Below are 20,578 nucleotides of genomic sequence, written 5' to 3' on the forward strand. Positions count from 1 at the left end.
GGTGATCGCTGAATCTGTTGCCCCGCTTACCTACATCCGAGGGCATAACCGACTCGACGGCCGACCAGAACCCATCAGAAATCACACCCATCCGCGTCACGGTCACAATCGTCGCCGGTCAAGGCGCGAATATTACGGAGACACGCCCTAGGCGAGATTGCATACACAGGGCTCAATGCCTCTCGTAGAATCTTGGATCGTGGCGCGCATCCGTTCGATAAGTGAAGGTCTCCAAGCTATTCGCCCTCACGACTCCGAGGTCGACTGCTTCTACAACGTCGTTCAAACCGCGGACGGGGATCGGCTCCTCCACCTCAGCACATTTGGATCCGACAACCGGCAGTCGAAGCCGAAGAGCAGTCAGTCGATCCAGATCGACGAGGAGATGGCGAAAGTGCTCGTCCAGCTTCTGAAAACCACCTTCCCCAATCTGTGATCGCGAGAATCTTTCACTCCCCCAACAACTCCGATTTCTTCCCACTCCACGTAACCACAAGCGCATCCCGCGCCCGGCTGCTCGCGACGTAGAGCAGCGATCGCTCCCGAAGCATGGCCTCTGAGCGCTCTTCCTCCGGTACGGATCGAAGTGTGGCCGGCGACGGAACGTGCTTGTCGTCGGCTCCTGCCAACACCACGCGGGAGAATTCCATGCCTTTGGCCCGGTGCATCGTGAGCACCAGGGGTTGGCCAGGGGTCGGCGCGCTCTTGTCGAGGGCGCGTGCTGTCACACCCCGTTCGCCGAGACCGCGGACGATGCGGTCCCGTTCGTCCTGGCTTCGAGTCAACACAGCGATACTCTCGGGCTCTACCGCATCGTCGGCCAGCCACTGTTTGACCTTCGCCGCCACCACGTCCAATTCCTCAGCAATGTCGACGCACGGAATCAACTCGGGCGCAGGCCCGTTACGGGCCGATCGATACTCACCCGTCGTCTCTTCACCCTGTTCCAGATCGGTGTATTCCGCTCCGGCAAGCACGCTGACCGCGAAGTGCAGATTCTGCGCGGTGGTCCGGTAGTTCAGCGTCAAACGGCGGGACCGGCCGACAATCTTGATGCCGAAACGGCTCAGAATGACAGGGCTGCCGTAGATTCGCTGGTGCGAGTCTTCGGCAATGAAGAGATCGTTGGCTCCTTCCGACACCAACGCCCGCAGCAGCGCCCAGTGTGCAGCGTGGAGGTCCTGAGCCTCATCGACGAGGACGTGATCGGAAAGGAAAGTTCCGCCGCGCTCGGTCTTGATCCGCAGGGCTTCGGCGGCCAGGGCGAGAACCTCAGGGAAGCTCAGCGTTTCATCCATTTGGCTCTGACGCCGAAACGCCTCGACAAGTTTCCACACCGCGATCCGCGCCGGTCGGCTCAGCCGAACTCCTCGGCCGGGGCGGGCGACCTTCGCATATTGCTCGAGGGTGGTGATGCGGTTGGCGAGAACCACTGCCACGTACTCGGACTCCAGGAACGCCGGTGTCGCCAGTTTGGGGTCCAGCCCGGAGTCGACGCCTTGCGCAACCTCACGCCACACCGTGTCCCCCGAAGTCCTCCTGGCGCTGAACTCCGTTGCGCCGCTGCCGAGAACACGTTCGCCGGCCTCCGCCACGACATCGCGCGCGCGTTCCAGCACCGCCCGGCCGAGCGCATCGATACCACCGACGTAGACGCCGACGTCGCCGGGCTTGTCCGCGACGCGAACAGCGGGGTCGAGCGCGACCAGATCAGCCTTGAGTCCCTGCGCGAGGGTGGCGTTGAACGTCGTGAGGATGATCCGCGCGCCCGGGTTATCGCGGGCCAGGCGGCGGGCACGGTGGATAGCCACCACGGTCTTCCCGGTGCCCGCGCCGCCGGAGAGCCGGAATGCGCCGCCGTAATCCGACTCGACGTACTTGCGCTGCTCGGGATGCAAAAAAGTCCGCCAGGCCGCGAAGTCTCCGCCCTCGATCACGCGTCGCAGTTCTTCATCATCTTCGATGAACGCGAACTGCATCTTCGATGCCGGCCGGTCGAGCGCCTCGATGATCTGCTGATCGTCGTCACGCGTTGTGTCGACCGGCGTTTCGGTGAAGCCGTGTTTGTCTCGGATGGTGTCGATGGAGATCCCGGTGGCCAGGTCGAGAAGCGCGCTGCCTTCCCATTCCAATCCGTTGGCGGCGACCTCCAGCAGCGCGGATTCGTCGGGCGCCACCATGGCCCGCTCGGCGAGGGCCGGGTCGATGCCCAATCCCTCGGCCAAATCCGCATAGCTGTACCCGAAACCTGCAAGGTAGGAGACCTCAGGCTCAGTGGTGGCGACAGTAGGCGGCGGCGAATCGTCAGCCGCGACCTCGGGCGGTTCCCCGATCAGCCCCTCGAGCGTTCCGTTGATCGGGTTGACCCGCAGGGTTGCCCGTTCGGCGAGCTTGATCGCATCGTCGTGGGGCCAGGTACCCATGTAGATGTAGGTGGTGCCGCCGGACTTGTCGTCGACGCGGAACAGGATCGCCCGCCAGTACAGATCGACGCGCCCGGTGCGGACCCGCGGATCGACGGCCTTCTTCATGGGTTCGATGTGCAGTTTGGGCGACGTGTCGTCAGCGTTGAGCTTCTCGAAGAAGTCGTAGACCTTGTTCTTCACCGACCCGTCCAACTTGGACATGCCCTTGCTGTTGGACGCGATAACCAGATTCGCCACCTATACCACTCCGTTCATCTTCAACGCCTCGAGTATCTGTGCGGGGTCCGGCGGGCACAGAGTCCAGCCGTCCGCCTCGGCCGGACCGTCGAGCACCACCCCGATGCGCGAATCGGCCCAAGCGAAGTCGATGACGTCACCACCCTCGGTTTCGTAACCGAGCACCGGTACGGCGGCACCCGAGTCCGCTAACGCGCGGATCAGTTCACGTTCGGTGTCCGACACCGCCTCGTCGAGGAGCGACTGCCACTCAGGGGACAGCGCAGCCTCGGTCGGTCCCTCGGACACCGGTGCCGGGGCCGCCGCGAGCAGCGTCCGCGTGCAGACCCGGCTGTGGTCGCTGATCCCCAGCCAGTTGGACATTCGCAGCCACTCCTTCCAGGCCTTGCCGTCCAGAGCCCCCACCTGCGAGTCCCGGTCGTCGACGGCGAGGACAGCTCGCGGCACGTCGGCGGTACTGCGGACCCCGGCGGTGAGGGTGACTCCCCCGTCGGTCCAGGACCAACACACATCGGTCCCGTCCGTGGTGAAGGACGCCTGCCCGTCCAGTGCTGCCATCGCGGCGGCGGACAGGCCGTCCACGTCGGAGTGTGCGCGGTTGTCTGGACGAACGAATAGATACGGCATCCAGGTGCTGAGGTGCCGCCAGGCGTCGACGTCGGGTTCGACCACGAATTCCAGCAGTTGTGAGACCGGGTCTTTGGCCAGCAGTCGCAGCAGCCCGGGTTGGACGTGGAAGCGGCTGGTGACGATGCCGGCGGCTGCGCAAGCAGTGGGACGCCGAAGCCCAGGAAGGCCGCGACACCGTGCGCGGACCTGCTGGCACCCACCCAGCAGTTGGTGCGGCCACTGCTGGTGATCGTCGACGCCGGCACTCCGGTCGCCGCGGCCGAGGAGGGATAGACAGTGGCCTCTTACGATTCGATCGTCGTCGGCGAGGACTGGATCAGCGAGCACTACTTCACCACCGACTCGCCACGCGAGTCCTTCCAGGGCAAGGTGCTTGAGCAACCGGGATGTACGCGCGGTAGCGGTCCACGTCGGCGACCGGGCCAGGGTTCGACGAGCCGGGTTTCAGCGCGGTGTCGGAGGTCAGGAATCTGAGGTTTTCCAGCGTCTCCACCACGCAGAAGTTGGGGTTGGCCGGGTTTGGGAACACCGCGGTGGAGAATACCCGCGAAATCAGCTGGCCCCGTTTGTTGGTCAGTGTCCCCATTAACAGCACCGTCGGGACGTCGACGTCACCGCGGATGACGAACACCTGGTTGCGACCCAACGCGGTCAGCGCCCGGTCGCTGGCCCAGTCCAGCACCGGATGCAGCGGACCGAGGTAGTGGGCTTCGGGCCAGGTGGTGCCGTCGACGCCCTTGCCTTGCCGCGCGATGCGCAGTTGCGCCTCCCCCACCGAGGCGTTGGTGGCGAGCTTGAGTCGTTCAAGCACCCGGCCGTGTTGCAGGTAGTTCTGCGGCAACTGCCCCAACCGTTGACGCAGGTCTCTCGGTGGGGTGAGTTCGGCGATGCCGTGCGCGGCGCTGACCGTCCACCCGACGCCGTTGCGCTCGGCCGGCGCATGCGGTACGTCGTGAAAAGCGGCGTGCAGCGCTTCGTCGAGGAAGGTGAGGTCGTTCGGGTAGAGGCTCTGCCGCGCCGACGCAGGCAACACCGGTGGGGTGTCGTCGACCGCGTCGAACTGGGCGAAGAACGCGTCCAGGTCGTCACCGTCGGCGACCTCGTCGGTGGTGCGCACCGCCGCGTCGATGTCCATGCCCTTGGCCAGCACGTCGCGGATGGTGTCTTCTTCCTCCGAGACGCTGTGCTTACCCATCAGCGACGCCACATCGCCCAGGGTCGAGTGGGCCTGATTCTCCCGTTCCAGCAGCCGGGACAGCACCCGCAGGTCACCGGAGAATTCCGGATCCGACGGTTCCAGGATCAGCGACGAGATCACCGGCGGGTGCTTCTGTCCGTAACGGTCGATGCGGCCGTTGCGCTGCTCGATGCGGATCAGGCTCCACGGGATGTCGTAGTGAATGAGGTGATGGCACTGGGCGTGTAGGTTCACCCCCTCGGAGGCGACGTCACCGGTGACCAGCACCCGGATCGGGGAGGTCTCCAATTTGAAGTTGTCGACGATCTCCTGCTGTTCGACATCGGACAGCCCGCCGTGCAGCATCGCGATGTTGTCCGGGTTCAGGCCGGTGGCCTTCGGCAGGTGCTCGCGCAGCCAGGTCAGGGTGGCGATGCGTTCGGCGAACACGACCGCCCGCATCGGCTGCCCCTTGCCGACACCGATTTCTTTCAGGCGTGCCACCAAGGCAGCGAACTTGCCGGCCTGCTCGGTGCGGGCTTTGTCGTTGAGCTCGTCGAGCGCGTGCAGCGCGGCAAGCTCGTTGCGCTGATCGGGGTCGGCGTCGTCGAGTTTGTTGCGGCGCTGCTTGATTGACTCGGCAAGTGCCGCCGGCGAGGACAGGTACGCCTTGGCCAATGTCCAGGGGAACAGCGCCTTGGTGTCCCCGGAGTAGGGGGAACTGCCGGTGCGCGGATGCAACCAGGTTTGGGACAGTTCAGCGGCCACCGCGTCCTCGGCCGGCGAGGGTTTCACCAGGCGGTGTACGGGCTCGGCGCGTTCGGCCCAGTCACCGCCGACCTCGGCGGCCACATCGGTGCTGTGCCGGTGTCGCCGGATCAGCAGCGACTCGACGTCGCCCTTGGTGAAGGTTCCGTCGGGCTGCACCACCGTGGGGTCAAGCAGGCGCAGCAGCTCGGCGAACGATTCCTCGCGGCCGTTGTGCGGGGTCGCCGACGCCAGGATCAGCGCCTCGGTGTTCGGGGCCAGCACCCGGGCCAGCTCGTTGTTCTGGGTGCCGGTATTGGTGAGGTTGTGCGACTCGTCGATGACCACCGCGTCCCACTGCTGGCGCTCCAGGTGCGCCTTATAGCGCGGGCTCTTCAAGGTGTCGATCGAGATGATGGCCCGCTTGAAATACGTGAACGGGTTGCGCGTCGCGGGCAGCTTCTGACGGACCTTCTGGATGCCGGCCGAGTCCAGCCGGACGAAGGGCAGCGCGAACCGGCACCACAGCTCATGCTGCATCTGCTCCAGGACATGCTTGGGGGTGACGACCAGGACGCGTTCACCGCGGCCGCGTCGCACCAGCTCCGACAAGATCATGCCGATCTCAATCGTCTTGCCCAGACCGACCGCGTCGGCGATCAGGATGCGGGGCCGGATGTGCTGCGGATCCAGCGCCTTGGTCACCGCCGTCCGCTGGTAGGCCAGCGCGTCGGCGAGCATGTGCGTCGACACGGTCAGGTTCTGGTCGCCATACGGGACCGGCGTCTTACGTAGCAGTGCCTCCAGCCACAGCCGGGAGTCCCGATAGCCCGAGGAGCCGTCGGCGACGACGTTCGCATCCTTGGGGTCCTGCACCTCGATGGTGTCGAGGCTGGAGTAGAACGCCGCAGTGGTGTCAGCGACCAGTTCGGACAACCCGCGGACGTGCACCAGCCAGCCGTCGGCGCCCTGCTCGGCCTTGGTGACCAACCACTCCTCGTCGCGGATGACGACCACCGATCCCGGTGCGACGTTGAGCTCGTCCGGGTCAGGCGAGCGGTCTTTCGGCACATCGTCTCCGTGAGGTGGCTCTGGCGGCTTCGGGCTTGGTGGGGCCGGCGGCCCCGGTGTCGGTACGGGTTCTGGGACTGGTTCGGGTTCCATTTCGCCGCGGTCGATGAAGACCTCGAGCACGACGGCTCGCAGGTTCTTCGCATTGCTGAGCCCGCGCAGATACTCCATTTGCGCCCTGCGGTTGGTGATCTGGCCATCCTCGTGGCGAACGGACCGGATGGCCTCCACGACACGGCCGCGCGAATCGTGGTCGTGCAGCAGCCAACCTTCGCGCAGGACGTCCCAGGCCTCTACTAGGAAGTCTTCCTTCGGCCGAGCCCCGTACGCGTCCTCGAGCACTTCGGCCGGCTGGAAGCCCGCGCAGTCCACGAACAGGCTCTGGCAGAGCTCGCCGAGGAACTCACCCGGCAAATTCGACCATCGAAACCGATACCTAGGCAACGCCTGGTTCCCGCTGTGCCGTTTGAACCACCCCCGAGTCAACCCTTCCCGTGACCATATCCAGAGCAGCTTGATCGCACCAGCATTCCCCTAGCGCGCGGCGCTCGTCGCCAACACCGGGCTGTTGCTTGCAAGCAGTCCAGCAAGCGGGAGGACCGTCCAACCCTCAGCCTCCAGTTCCGTTCGGTCGGCGGCCTCCAGGCCGTGATCGGCAGCGACGAACCGGTCCGGCCAGGCAAGGCTGATCGGGATGCCACCGGCGCTCTCGAACCCGAGCTCGGGCCGCGCAGCGCCTCCGTCGGCGAGGGCGACAAGCATCTCTCGTTCCGTTCCGAAGGCGCCCGAGTAGAGCCGTTCCCATCCCGCGGGCAACGATGCCGGCGGCAGGTCGACCTGGGGATCTGGCATGGACGCCATATCGGCGGGCCCCGTGTGATCGATCAGCCTTCGGAGGACCTGCTCAGCAGCTCCCCTCGACAGGTCGTCGTGATCACGCTGGTTCTGATAGCTGCGCAGGCACCCGTAGCACGAGGTCTCTGGTCCGCACTCGCACTCGCTGACCCGTTTGAGCGCCACCTTCAACACGCGCTCCAGATTCTGCTCAACCTGCAGCACGTGTCCGGCTCCGCCGGGAACGGCGTCGAACAGCGTCAGCGCCCACCGATCCGCACCGGCCGGAGTCAACGATCCCCCGATGTCGTCGCGGGCGATCTCCAGAGTCTCCGAGGCAGCCTCAACGAGGGCATACATCGCCGATAGCCAGGCGGCATAGGTGCCATGAATCCCGAACACATTGACGTCGAGCGAAAGCAGATCCGTCTCGTAGACGTGGCCGAGGTCGAGCAGTCGCTGCGGACCCGTGCACGGCGAGTTCTTCAGCAGATGGTTGTGCTTGGGCGGTTTCTTTGGATTGAACAGTCGTGACGATCCGTGGCCGCACCAGTCGCACACCCAGAAGCCCATCTTGCTGGGGCCGTCAGCCAGGGCTACCAGACGCCCACGCGGTCCGACGTTGACGACGATGGATCCGCCACCCATCTGCTTGGTGTAGCTGCGAGATTCGGGAGGCTGCGCAAGTACATGAACCGCACCACTCCACGAGCGTTGCGGTGGCCGGGGACCGGGCTTGCCCGGCTCGGGCTCCGACACGAATCCGAACTCGGGGATCGTGATGGTCCGAGGGGCTGACTGAGCCACTTCTCCGCAGTGCTGACACTGCTCGTCTACCGACTCGATTCCGTATCTGAACCCGCCGCAGCGCCTGCACACCTGGTAGAGGTACTCCTGTAGCTCGCGCCCAGGTAGTCGGTAGATGCCGCGCGACACCCAGAGGCTTCCGCCCGCCACGATCTGCGCATCGGGAGCGTATTCGTAGATCGCCTGCGAGAGGTCACGGCTGAGGTCGAGCAGTCCACCCTTCGACTTGCCGATACCGAAGTCGGTCCGCAGCTCCACCGAGTCGACCGGGAAACCGTACTTCGGCAGCACATTTCGATTTGCCAAGTATCCGATCAAGTCGCGCTTACGCAGGGTGTTACCGACTTTCTGGTAGCGCTGAGCCAGGGAGTGCTTGCCGTCGCCGGAGGCCTTGTTCTCCAGCTCTTTCATGATCTCGACATCCTCGTCGAGTTCACATCTCACGGTCTCCAACAACTCGATCAAATCCTGAGCCCACCTGCCAGAGGACAAATCCAGTTCCGCCGCCACATCTTCGGGAAGAATCCTCTTCAGCGCTTCGGCCACCTGCGCCGGCACCGGTGTCAAGAAGTTCTTCACCAAGCCGACTGACGGCTCGTTGCCGTCCTGGTGGAGGAGGAACTCACCAGCCTTGCGGTCAATCCGGCCCGACGTCTCGAACAGCCAACGGAAGAAAGCGGCTATCGCCACCGAATGCGCGTGCCTGCGATCGATACGCGCATTGGTGAGCGGAACGTATGGCGCGCGCACTTGCCCCGCAATCATGACCTCGGGCTCGTTGAACCTCGTGAGGTCGTGCGACCGCCGCATCGCGTAAGTCACGACCAGCGCCGCTGCGCCGGCCCGGCGCCCGGCTCGGCCTGCGCGCTGCAAGTAGTTGGCCGTGCTGGGGGGCATATTGCGCAGCATCACCGCCTGCAATTCACCAACGTCAACGCCGAGTTCGAATGTTGTCGAACACGACAGCGCGTTGATCTCACCTCGGACAAAGCTGTGCTGAATCGTCGCTGCCTCCGTACTGACCCACTGCGCGGTGTGTTCCTTGACCGACAGGGGCACGGCGTTCATCGAGCGGTACAGCGTGCGGTAGTGGTCGCGATCCCGCTCCGGCGGTGGCGGCACGAAAGCCTCAAGTTGGCCCTCGCAGCCCAACGCAGGACAAACTCCGCGGACCGAGAACGGCGCCGTACGTCGGCAGATCCCACACTGATAGACCGGGGAGTTGTCGTTCACCCAACTGAGCCGCAAGCACTCATGGTCGATCTGCTGTATCTGCCCAAGACCAGGCTCGGTGGACGACTTGAGCCAGTCCACCGGGGTTTCCTTCCTGGTCAGGAAATCCCAGATGCCTGTCAGGAAGGTTTCCGCATCCACGTCGCTTTGAAGGGCCGCGAGGACTCGCCGGGTGTAGTCGACGCGGCGGTTGGTCCCGCGCCCGGGCAGCCACGCCAGCACCTTGCGGATCGCTTCCGGGGCCTCGCGGCGAACACGGATCGGCCCCAGTCGCGGTGCGAAGATCTCGTCGTTCGGCGCAACATCTTCCGGCATAGTTACGGCCCCCTGCTGCCGCAGGGTTCGCACCAACTCCTGAAGGAAAGCCCACGCTTCCTCTTCGGAAAGCCCCAGCTGCAGTAGCGGAGCCGGCGCGCGCCAGCGTGGATCGCGGTACAGGCTGATGCTGACCAGTCCCAAGCCTTCGAGCGATTGGCGGTCGTCCATGGCCAAAACTTCGGCCATCACCCAGGGTGCAACCATCCGGCTCTGCTGCTGAGCCGTCATACGGCCGGGGAAGTGCTTGACCGCAGCCGCTTTCGAACGCGTCTTGAACACGATGTCTTCGATACCCACCGGCTCCTCATCGGCGCGGGCAGCCAGCATGCCCTGAGAAATCAGCCTGCGTCGCTGTAGTCGCGAATAGGAGTCCTCGAGGTAGGGCGCAAAATAGGCAGCGGCCTGCCGACTATCGCTGAACGCCAGTAACTTTCGACCCTCGCCCGGCGACAGCGCGCCATGCGAATCATCGGCTACAGGGACATTCTGGTAGAGGGCGGTCGTGATGACCGCACCGCTAGCATCGGACCCAGTTTCGAAGATTCGGACCGTGCCCGCGCCACGGGCTCCGCAGACCAGACATCCGGCAACTTCCTCGCCGCGCTGTTTGAGTTTGCGCACCGGCCGCATGTCGGCTGCCCCGCAGCCGGGGCAGCCTTGTACGTCGGCCTCTGCGAGCGCGCCGCAGCGGGTGCAGAGCTTCGCTCCGTCACCAGATACCTCAGTACCGTCGTCGACAACCGCGGTTTCATCCTCATCGGTGAGCCCGTCGTGATCTCCGAGGACAAGCCAGATTCCCTTGCTGGCGGCCTTTCGCGGCCGCAAGTACAGCACACCGTTTTCTTGTGTTGGCGTGCCGTACACATGGACTGCTCCGCACCTTTTGCAGGAGCCGATCTCAAAGACCGGGGCGTCGCAGTCTGTGCAGACGGAGTGCCTGGCGAGATGCACGTGCGGCCCCGTCGGCGACAGGCAGGTGAACGCACCCTCGGTTGCCCGAAGGAACAGGTGATAGCGCGCGGACAACGGTGTCGTCCCATCGGCTTCTCGAAGCGAGCTGGCCAGATCCACCATCGCCGCCAGGCCAGCAGCGGCGCCTGTCGAGTCTCCGAATGTGGCCGAAGCGACGTTCTCGAAGGTTTGGGGGCCCTTGGCCAGGGTCGAACGCATGGTTGCCAGTGAGCTTTCATGGGAAAGCGCCGTCGCGGCTGTCGTCTCGCCGCCACCGGCCCGCGCCCAGCCCGCGCTTCGCGCCGTGTCCAGCAGTGCCGCGCCCGGGTCGGGGTCACACGCGATTCGCTGATACTCGGCTGCGGACAGCGGCCCCCAATACGGCCCGGCAGGCGCTTCGACCCGCTGCGCCATCACGATGTCTTGACGGCTGGTCTCGCCCTCACACCACTCGAAGGTTTGGCCAAACAGGTTCGACGCGAATCGCGTTACGGCAGTTGGATCGGAGTCGCTCCCGACCGTCGCAGACGTCGCAATGCACTGAATCGCTCGATCCGGTGCTACCCGGTCCCGAACGCGCCGCAGCAGCATCGCAATCTCAGCGCCCTGGGTGCCGTCGTAGACGTGTGCCTCGTCGACAACGACGAATCGCCATTTCGACTCCGCGCCGGTGCCGAACAGCTCCATGTCTTGTGGACGCAGCAGGAGGTATTCGAGCATCGCGTAGTTGGTCAGCAGCAGGTGTGGGGGGCGATCACGAATCTCTTGCCGACTCAGCATCTCGTTGGCCAGGAGTGGCTCATCAATGTTGAGCTCCGCAAACGCTTGGCGCGCTTTGAGCGGATCCGGCTCCGTCTCGCCCGTGTAGCGGCCGAAGGTGATGTCGGGATAGTTGGCTAGCAACCTGCGCAGACGCTTCATCTGGTCGTTCGCCAAAGCGTTCATCGGGTACAGCAGGAGTGCTCGCACTCCGGACCCCAGAGTCCCCTGTTCCCGCTCACGGACCAAGGCGTCGAGAATTGGGATAAGGAACGACTCGGTCTTACCGGAACCAGTGCCGGTGGCCACAACGATATTTCGTCCCGACGCGACCTTCCGGATCGACTGCTCCTGATGCACATACAGTGGTCGGTCCAGAGGCAGCGCGTTACTCGCAAGGTCTGTGAAACCCTCTGCCAGAACACCTTCCGATATGAGTTCCCGCACCTGCTTGCCCGACGCATACGGCGGCGTAGCTTCCAGATAGGGTCCCTTGTCGAGCATGTCGGTGCCGTCGATCGCTTCCCGCAGCGCTGCATCAATTTTGGGGTCGCGGACAGCGAGCAGCGACGACAGATAGCGACGATATGTCGCCTTGATAGTTGCTGACGTCGCGACCGCATCAATACTAGAACTCATTCCGAAGCCTCGACTTCCCCTTCACGGCGCCCAACAATCAACTCGGCAATGATCAAATCGATGGTGACGAGCTGAGGAGCTACCTCTGCTAGGCTCGTCCATGGTCGTTGTTCTCGGATAAGCCATTTGACTGCCTCCGCATTGCTACGGGAAGCATGCCGCGCCGCGAGGGCGAACGCCATCGAGATCTCGGGAAGCACGCGCCAGCCGTCGGTTCTCGCGGGATGACGCCGGGCATCGAATGCCTTTTGGGTTGCCGGATCACCGATCATCCGGATGAGTCTTTCCGCCTCTCGAAGCACGCTTCGCGCGTGCCGCACGAGCCATTCCAGGCGCGGATCACGACGTTCGGCGACCAGGTCCATCGCGGCAAGAACACGGGAGTCGGCCGAGAGCAACCCCTGGGGCACCAGGCGTGCGGCATGGATGAACTGGTCGCGAAGCGCTGGGTTCTGGTCCAACAACTCGGCAGAGTCATCGATCCGGCCGGCCGCCGCATAGGGGTCCTCGCCGTCCAAGAGTCCATTGACGGCGTCGCCGCAGACACTGATCGCGGCTTCGATCTCCTCGTCCGACCACAGCGAGTCGGCGGCTGACAGCAACGCGGCGGGCAGCGCTCCTCGCTTCGTCCAGGGGGGAGCCGAGCTCTTGTGCGCATCAACTAGGTTGGCCCAGGCCAGAGACGATCGAACCATCAGGGATGGGATGGCGTCGCTGGGTGCCTCCGACCCGGTCAGCGCCGAAAGCGCCTCAGCCGGATTGCCATAGACCTCGGTCTCGATTGCCTCTGCAATGTCAGAGATTCGGTCGCCCAGTCCCAACCCCGGGAGCAGTGCCCGTACGGTCCACAACCGGACGAAGTCGATGACCTCGACGGATTCCTGCGCCTCGCCCGCCAGGAACATGGAGATGGCGGTCTCTTCCGCATCACCGTCGGTGACCCATCCGTCTGCCTCGACCAGGGTCGACTGCCCCGGCTTCGGCCAACCCGGGACAGGAAGCGGCACCCACGGATCTTCAATGCGCGCCAGTACCCGAATCGGACCTGAATTGTTCAGCCAGCCAGGCAATTTCACTCGACCGTCGATCACCGGCACGCAAGCCGGCTCTCGCCACGGCGCCCGGGCAGCGAACAAGTAGGCATTGAGGCCCTCGATTGGCGCGCAGTTCTCCAGCACCAGTGCGTCGCCGTCGAGCTCGATGCCAGTGAACAAGGTCCGCGGCCGAAGAGTTGCGACCACGAGCTGCCCATCATCGCTCAACGCCAGGATGGCCTGCGGACACTCCCGCAGCGTGTCGACAATCTCAGCCAAGTTGAAGCGGAACATTCCGGCCCGTCCTGACCGGGCAGCGAGAGTCTGAACCACTCGGTTGTTGGAAATCATGTGCAACGTTGGTTCGGCTGCTGCACCGATATCGAGGACCAGCTCCCCCGGGCGATCCTGTACATCCTCGCGAACCAGCGAGAGCGGCCGGACCGACGGGCTGATTGCGGAGTCTGCCGCTTGATAGGCAACAGTCATGTGCGGCGGGGTGATGGCGAGCGAGCAGTACTGCGAATGCGCACCGGCGCGCAAGACAAACTCCCGCTTGCGCTCATCAAAGTCAACTTCGGTCCTGGTCAGCTCGACACCGTCAGCCGTCGAAATGCGCGCAACACAGGGCTGCAGTCCCATCGGAATGAAGCGACGCCATCCGGGCGTGAAGGTGACCGCCAGGCCCTCAACGACTGTGAATGTTCGGCTGGCGCCCCGACCCCACGGCCCGCGCACCCGAACTGTGTAGTTGCCGACAAGCGGGCGCGGAACACCGTCCCATAGCCTGTCTGGGTCAGCTGAGCCAGACACCCGGTGTCGAGCGATCACGTGTCCGGCACTGTCATGCAGGGTGACGTCCCAGTCCGCGTTGGTCATGCTTTCCGGGATTCGAATGCGAGGCAATTCGGCCAACACCGGCAGTCCAGTGCTGGTGCGAACACCCTGAACCGCGGGTGACGCTTCGATCTGGGCCGCTTCGAATTTCCTTACAGGTCGCGTACTGCCCCCCACCGAAACCGAGGTCGCGTCCGACAAGTCGGCATACACCAGGCAGAAACCAGCCCACCGCGGCGGCAGCGGGCTTTCAGAGACAACCTTGACCGCTCCAGCCGCGCGCAGTGACTCGGGATCTCCAGGAAATAGCAGCCATACCCTGCCCGCCGGCAAGGGCAGCCCACGCGGGATGAGCTCGTAATCGTCACCGAACACAAGCAGCGGGTCCTTGTCGTCCAGCACGCTCAGGGGCAGCTGCAAATGTTCGCGGCCGGCAAGAGCGACAGAAGCCGACCGCACCGGTTTGCCGATAGCCACGTCGGTTTGCGGGGCCGGTTCGGTCGACCCGGGCCACAATGACTCGGTGGCCACGCGCTGCACGTCCTCGTCGAGAGTGACGATCCAGACCGCTTGCCCGTCAGGTGCGTCCCCCACGGGTGGCAGTCGCAGCAGCAAGCCTTGCCCGAATGGGTCGACCACGAGCCGAGGCCGCACCGTCCCGGTCTGGTTTCCCAGTCCCGGCAGGGCGACGGGGTCGATCCCGCGCTGATCATGGAGCTGCTGCGCGACATCCCAGAAGCGCCGCGGCAGCAGAACGTCTTCCGCGGAGGATCCCGTTGCTACGGCATCAAGCAATTCAAATGAGCGGTCTGCGACATCCACCGCGAATTCATCGCCATAGCGGACAAATCGCTGCACCGGCATGTCGACATTGGCGAAGCCCGACCCGGCAGCCTTGGAGGCCGCCCAGGACACAAATTCTGCCGGAGTAAGCCCCGGGGCAGTGCTGCGTTTCCACGCCATGATCCGGAAAAAATCCCCGAGGCAGTAGGTGGGAATGCCGGCGTGGAGCAGGATACGCCCGACGTATCGCGTGCCCGCGTCACCCTCATTTTCGAAAGTAGGTAAACCCAGTTTCCGAAGATTGTCGAGAAAAGCCTCGCCCCAGTCCCGCTGAAATTCGGGATCCGGGACGATGTTGAGGATGGCCGTCAACTTCGGCCAAAAAGTTCCGCGCTCGTAGTGATCGGCAGCAACGCCAGCCGTCGCCAGCACATGAACGGCCGGGTACCGCCTGAACAACCGGTCCCGAGCCGGGCCGGGACCAAGCTTCTCCTGCAGCCGGCCATACGCCACCAGGGTCTGCTCTCGCCGGCGAGCGGGAATGTCGTCGAACGTTTCCGCCGCGAGCGAGCTGGCTTGTGCGCGCGGACGCCACTGTCGCTCGCGAATTTCTAGCAGTTCGGCTGACGAGACTTTCCGGTTTGGTGTGGGCTCAGACATCACTCGCCACCGGTGTTGACTGCATCTTCAGACTCTCCTTTGTGCGGTACTCGATGCGTTGTCGAGTGAGCCGAACAGAGTCGCACAGCCTACCGACAGACGGCGCGAGCACCAGAGCAACCGACAAGTCACCAGACGGGAGCCGCACCCCTTCGTCCCTGGGCCAGAGGAGCCCGGCACGGATGGCACTGCTGCCGTTCCGGCAGGCTCCCCTGCTGCGAAGTCGACAGGATCCGCTAACCCGAATAGTCCGTAGCCCTCGGCCATCCCACGGGTGCGGTGCACGAGCTTGCGCCGTTCCCATCGACGCAGCCACGGTCGTGGCAAGAGGCGGGAGCGCAACGATACAGTGACCTACCCGCAAACCGTCGATCCGTCCCCCAAGCTCGACGCTCGAGCCATCCTTGACGGCCCTGCCACTCCGGTCACGAACTTCTTCGACACGACGCACTCGTGGGAGCTAGCAGCGCACGGCTGGGATGTTTTCACAATCCCTGTTTACCGTAGTCAGCTGGAGTAAGCCGATACCGCCCATACTTGATTGCGAGCACTCGGGCAGGCTGGACCCCGGCCACGTCGCGTGACTCGCATCTGTAGAGGTTCGTTGAACTGGTGCGCACATCGGTCCATGGTCTTGATCTAGGTGCGGCCCCGAGGGAACCTGGAGGGCCTTTTGCGCTATCGATCGCGCGTGGCAGATCGATGTAGACCGATCGACCAGATTGCCCACCCGAAGTAGTACACCTGCGTGCAGGCGAAAATGTCTGTCCGTTTCGGGAACTCACAGTGTGTACCGCACCACCTGGCGGACACAGCGCAACCCGCATTCGGCGACATTGCCTCCCGAGTTATGTCGGCATCGTCGGCCTTCCGTATTCGTTCGGCGTACCTGCAGTCGAAGAGCCGGGATCATCTGGGTCAAAAGTCCCTAGTCAGACGGCAGAATGGGGTCGATTGTGGAGTGGCAATGGTTACCAGGACCGGCGTACCGCGAGTCGAGCGCGCACGCCCATCGTGACAAGGAGTGATAGCCCTTGGCTTCGCTTCTTGCCGCCACGGCTTCGTCGCAGACCACTAAGCGAACCTGATGGTCTACTACTCGCCCCGCGATCCGTTGGATGATCCGCAGAGCGGTGACGAACAGCCCAGGACGTCCCCGACCAGCTTCGGCCCATCTTATTGGCCGAACCTCATCACGGCCTTGGTCGCGAGCGTCGCGGTCTTCGTTGGCAGCCTCGGTCCGTGGGCTAGCTTTCTGGCGTTGAACGCGAGTGGGTTCGAAATCAACCTCAATTCAGGTTGGGGAGGCACACTGACGATCAGCGGCATCAGCGCCTTCGTACTGTTTGTGCAGCTCAACTTAGGCCGCGAAGGGCGCACCCCGTGGCTAATAGTGCTCCTGACCGGTTTGATTCCCGTGGTCGCCGCGACCAGTTTCGTCATCGCGCTGATTTTCATCATTCGCGTGCGGTCGGGGCCAGCCCTCGACATGTTCGGAACGCAGCTGGCTGCGCAGGTGGGATGGGGCCTTTGGGTGGTCGCCGCAGGGTCTGCAGTGCTGTGGCTCACGTCGTGGGTTGTCACCTCGGAGGTGTGCACCTCTATCAAGGTTGCTGGAGGTCAGGTAGCCAGCAGCTTGGCTGACGTCTACTTCGCCCTGGTTTCGGTTGCGCTATTGGCGCTCGGCCTCTACACCTATTACTCCTGGGACGAATTCACCTCAAGTGAATCGAAACATGTGCTCAACCTGGCCCCGTTGGCCCCGTCTCAGGCATCCGCGCCTACCCCGAGCCAGCCACCTACGTCCCGCACCCCAACAACGACGCCGCCAGGCGCAACCCACGAACCATTGCTAAAGGAGATCGGCGAACAAGCAGTACTTGTTGGCCCTGATGGACCGGTGCTCGACTTCGTAGTTGCCGATATCACCATCGACTCGTGCACCAGCACCTCTGCAGCGCCGATGAACGGTACGTTCATCGTCATCGATATCGCCGCACACACCCATGCTGACCCGATTGTCGCTAGCTGGTCCGGCATGTTCGACGCCGAGAACTGGCGGGTGGTCGGACCCGACGGCTATACCGAGCCGCATGTTGACACGTTGAACGGAAGTCTGTGCAGCCGCCATGATCCACCCGACACGTTTGCCGTGAACTCCAAATACTGGTTCCAAATCGTGCTAGACACCCGATACCGCTTAGGCGAGTTGGTATTTCAGCCATTTCCCGAGGATGGCAGCTGGGAATGGACGATCCCGCAGTGATACCCATCTTCGAAGCTGACAACACCGCCATCGGTCACGTTCCGTCACCGAAAAGGCACCGCCCCGGGCCACGTCATCGATAGGACGTTTCGAACCAATCGCCGCGGCGGCAGACACCCCGAGACGATCCGACTGCCGGCGCCCGACGATCGCGCGCGATGGCAGCATGGTTGTGATGGTCTCTCGGCCGCAACCGGACTCCTCCGGTCCCGACCCCCCGCTACCGTCTCCCCATGACCATCCTGGCCGCGGTGATCGTCGTCGTGACGCTGATCGTCATGACCACCGGCCGCCAACCGGCGGTTTTGGCACTGATCTGCGCCCTGGTGGTGGCCGGGCTGGCCGGCATCGCCACCCCGGCCGAGCTGTTCGCCGGACTGTCCAACGGCGGCGTCATTACCATCGCCGCGATGCTCGTCATCGCCAAGGGGGTGCTCTACACCGGCGTCATCACCCGCGTCACCTACCGACTACTCAACGGAGTCAGCACCGCGCGCCAGGCCCTGGCCCGGCTCATCCCGCCGGTCGGCGTCGCCTCAGCGCTGATCAACACCACCCCGATCGTCGCGATGCTCATCCCCGCCGCCAAGGAACTCGAACGCCAGTCCGGCGTCCCGGCCCGCGCCATCCTGCTGCCCGTCGCGCACGCCACCACGCTGGCCGGCTCGGCCACGCTGATCGGCACCAGCTCGAACCTGCTCATCGCCGGCATCGCCGGCCCGGCCGGCGTCGAGCTGACCATGTTCAGCTTCGTGCCGATCGCGGTGCCGGTCGCCCTCGTCGGCTGGGCGGTGCTGTTCATCCTGGCCCGGCGGATGCTGCACGGCACCACCAAGCACAAGGAGAGGACGCTGGACTGGCGCGCCGAGATCCCCGTCGCGCGCCACTGCAACGCCATCGGTCGCACCGCCGCCGCGCTCGGCGTCGCAGAAACCCCGGACTTCGCACTGCTCGAGATCCAGCGCTGGGGCGAACCGATCGACGCAGACGCGCCGATGCAGCCCGGCGACGTGCTGGTCTACCGCGCCACCGAATCCGGCGTGCGTACGCTGTGGGCCAGCCCCCGCTTCGGCCAGGCGCCCCAGGACCTCTACATGGTGTCCATCTCCACCGACGAGCAGAAGACCGTCCGCGACCTCGAAGCCGACGACACCATCCAGGTCATCGCCGCCCAGACCACGAAACTGCTGCGCGACACCACCGCCCGGCCCGGCGAAATGTGCCTGGTCACCGCCAGCTCGGTCGACAAGCTGGTCGACAACCCGCTCGTCGGGCTGTGGCAGAAGGTCGCCGGCAAGGCCCCGCAGACCCGCAAGACCTGGATCGCGCTGACCATCCTGCTCGGCGTCGTCACCTCCGCCGCGCTCAACCTCGCCCCCATCGAGCTGATCGCGGTTACCGGAGCCACCCTGATGGTCGTCACCGGAGTGCTCACCCCCCGCTCGGCGGTGCGGGCCTTGAACTGGAACATCCTGGCGATCATCGCCGGGTCCGTGGGCCTGGGCGTCATCGTCGTCAACAGCGGTCTCGGCGACATGATCTCCTCGGCGATCCTGTCGCTGTCCACCGGCTCGACCGCGCTGGTGGTGCTCGTCATCGCGGCCGGCACCGCGGTCCTGACCAACATCGTCTCCAACGCCGCCGCCGCGGCCATCCTCACCCCGGTGGCACTGACCATCGCCGAGACCACCGGGCTGGATCCGGTCCTGCTGCTGACGCTGATCGGCACGTGCATCTCGTTCACGTTCATCAACCCGTTCAGCCACCAGTCCAATCTGATGGTGATGAAACCGGGCGGCTACAGCACCGCGACCTTCGTCCGCTTCGGGATCCCGCTGATCCTGGTCTGCCTGGTCACCGTGTTCCTGGTCGGGTGGGGCCTGCTCTCCTTGCGTTGACACTGCACTCAGGGCGGAGAAGTTCGAGTGGGGGCCGCCGTGGACGCAGCCTGAACGCATCCGCGGGCCCCGTCGCGAGGAATTCCCGCCACGGCGGTCGTTCCGCTCGGGCGACAATGAGGCTATGTGTAAGGGTCTGACGTCAGCGCCGGTCAGCAGCTCGCCGAGACTGTGCTGCGGAAGCTGCTGCAGCGCATCGATAATGCCAATGCCGAGGGCCACGGGCCTTATCTCGTGTCTCATGCCTGGACCACCGGGACAGTGATCCACCTCGTCTACACCGCGCGTCCTTCGGGGCGGGTCTGGGGGCTGGCCCGCGACACCGCCAAGTCCATCATCGACCCCGGGCCCTGGCCGGATGAGGACGAGGCGGCCCGCTACTACTACCTGCTCGACTTCGAGGAAAACCAACCGTCGTAGTTCCGTGGCCCAGGAGACACCCACACCATCTGGTGGTTCGGCGCTCCTCGCGACGGTCTACCCGAGCACCTGTCCGATATACCCGACGAGCACAGATACCGGGTGTCGGAAACCCCAGTTCCGCCTCCCGCCAAGGGAGAAACTCCCCACGTCGACCCGCGGCGGTACGGCAATAGTCCTGAGCCGGGCGGCTCCTGAGGACCATCGACAGGGCTGTTCTCCCGATCTGATATCTCCTGCGATACCGAATCCCGGGAACGGTGCGATCCTACGTCCCGCGTCTCTCCGCGCAAGGGACATGGGGGCTGGCGCCTCGCTCGCATGTGGACGTGGATTGACAGATTGCCGACAGTCAAGCAACGCGATCAGATCCGTAAGACGCTGGAATACACCAAGTACTGGTTCCGCGTCTGCGGCTACTCCATCCGGCCATTGACGACCAGTAGCGACCCACTTAGTGTTGCATTAGAGTGCAACAAGCAGTGAGGAGTACCCATGGCGAACACAACCGCCCCGGCCGTGTCAGACGCGTCACGACGGGCCGCTAAGCTGACCCGCGACCTGCGGCGCGTCATCCGTGACCTCAAAGCCACCCGCGAGGCACGCGGGTTGTCCGCTTCGCAAGTCGCGGATGCCATCGGTGTGCACCGCAGCGTGATTTCGAAGTTCGAGAACCAAACCAGCGATCCGAAGTTGTCGACGTTGCTCCGTTATGCGCACGCCGTCGGCGCAGACCTGGAACTCACGGTCGTCGGCGCGGGTACCGCACCTGACGTCCGTGCGTGAGGAATTTGGTGACAGCGATCGACCGGGCTGTTCTGATCTGATATCTCCAGCGATATCAGGTTCCG

Annotated in this window: 11 protein-coding genes; 6 read left to right on the forward strand and 5 right to left on the reverse strand. The window is 64.3% G+C overall.

Translation table 11 applies throughout. The features are described from left to right. Positions 1-199: 199 nt before the first annotated feature. Positions 200-436, forward strand: a complete 237-nt coding sequence (locus tag JDV09_RS10590) for a hypothetical protein (RefSeq protein WP_221369085.1) — start codon at positions 200-202, stop codon at positions 434-436. 13 nt (positions 437-449) lie between these two features. Here the strand turns inward: JDV09_RS10590 and JDV09_RS10595 are convergent, their stop codons facing one another. Both JDV09_RS10595 and JDV09_RS10600 read right to left on the reverse strand, forming a co-directional pair. Then, a complete protein-coding gene (locus JDV09_RS10595) occupies positions 450-2,663 on the reverse strand; it encodes a 3'-5' exonuclease (RefSeq protein ID WP_221369086.1) in 2,214 nt (737 codons plus the stop codon). After that, positions 2,664-3,335: a hypothetical protein gene (locus JDV09_RS10600; RefSeq protein ID WP_221369087.1), complete on the reverse strand. Its 672-nt coding sequence runs from the start codon at positions 3,333-3,335 to the stop codon at positions 2,664-2,666. Positions 3,336-3,389: 54 nt separating this feature from the next. Here JDV09_RS10600 and JDV09_RS10605 point away from each other — a divergent pair, with 54 nt between their 5' ends. After that, positions 3,390-3,566: a hypothetical protein gene (locus tag JDV09_RS10605; protein WP_221369088.1), complete on the forward strand. Its 177-nt coding sequence runs from the start codon at positions 3,390-3,392 to the stop codon at positions 3,564-3,566. Between the two features lie 58 nt (positions 3,567-3,624). Here JDV09_RS10605 and JDV09_RS10610 read toward each other — a convergent pair whose 3' ends face one another. The 3 genes from JDV09_RS10610 to JDV09_RS10620 all read right to left on the reverse strand — a co-directional run bounded on the left by JDV09_RS10610 (position 3,625) and on the right by JDV09_RS10620 (position 15,143). Continuing rightward, entirely contained in the window at positions 3,625-6,225 is a 2,601-nt protein-coding gene (locus JDV09_RS10610; protein WP_308124088.1) for a helicase-related protein, read from the reverse strand. Positions 6,226-6,822: 597 nt separating this feature from the next. Beyond that, entirely contained in the window at positions 6,823-11,829 is a 5,007-nt protein-coding gene (locus tag JDV09_RS10615) for a DEAD/DEAH box helicase family protein (RefSeq protein WP_221369089.1), read from the reverse strand. Further along, a complete protein-coding gene (locus JDV09_RS10620; RefSeq protein WP_221369090.1) occupies positions 11,826-15,143 on the reverse strand; it encodes a hypothetical protein in 3,318 nt (1,105 codons plus the stop codon). The genes JDV09_RS10615 and JDV09_RS10620 overlap by 4 nt, the downstream gene beginning before the upstream one ends. Positions 15,144-16,230: 1,087 nt before the next feature. Between JDV09_RS10620 and JDV09_RS10625 the strand changes: the two genes are divergently transcribed. The 4 genes from JDV09_RS10625 (at position 16,231) to JDV09_RS10640 (ending at position 20,513) form a co-directional block, all read left to right on the forward strand. After that, on the forward strand, positions 16,231-17,409 hold the full coding sequence (locus JDV09_RS10625) for a hypothetical protein (protein ID WP_221369091.1): 1,179 nt from the start codon (positions 16,231-16,233) through the stop codon (positions 17,407-17,409). 233 nt (positions 17,410-17,642) lie between these two features. Further along, entirely contained in the window at positions 17,643-19,307 is a 1,665-nt protein-coding gene (locus JDV09_RS10630) for an SLC13 family permease (RefSeq protein WP_221369092.1), read from the forward strand. A gap of 234 nt (positions 19,308-19,541) precedes the next feature. After that, the gene (locus JDV09_RS10635; RefSeq protein WP_221369093.1) at positions 19,542-19,727 is read left to right on the forward strand and encodes a hypothetical protein; all 186 of its coding nucleotides are present in this window, start codon (positions 19,542-19,544) and stop codon (positions 19,725-19,727) included. A gap of 495 nt (positions 19,728-20,222) precedes the next feature. Next, the gene (locus JDV09_RS10640) at positions 20,223-20,513 is read left to right on the forward strand and encodes a type II toxin-antitoxin system RelB family anti-toxin (protein WP_221369094.1); all 291 of its coding nucleotides are present in this window, start codon (positions 20,223-20,225) and stop codon (positions 20,511-20,513) included. Positions 20,514-20,578 lie beyond the last annotated feature (65 nt).

The sequence above is a fragment of the Mycolicibacterium xanthum genome (assembly GCF_019710635.1).
In the GTDB taxonomy this organism is placed as follows: Bacteria; Actinomycetota; Actinomycetes; order Mycobacteriales; family Mycobacteriaceae; genus Mycobacterium; species Mycobacterium xanthum.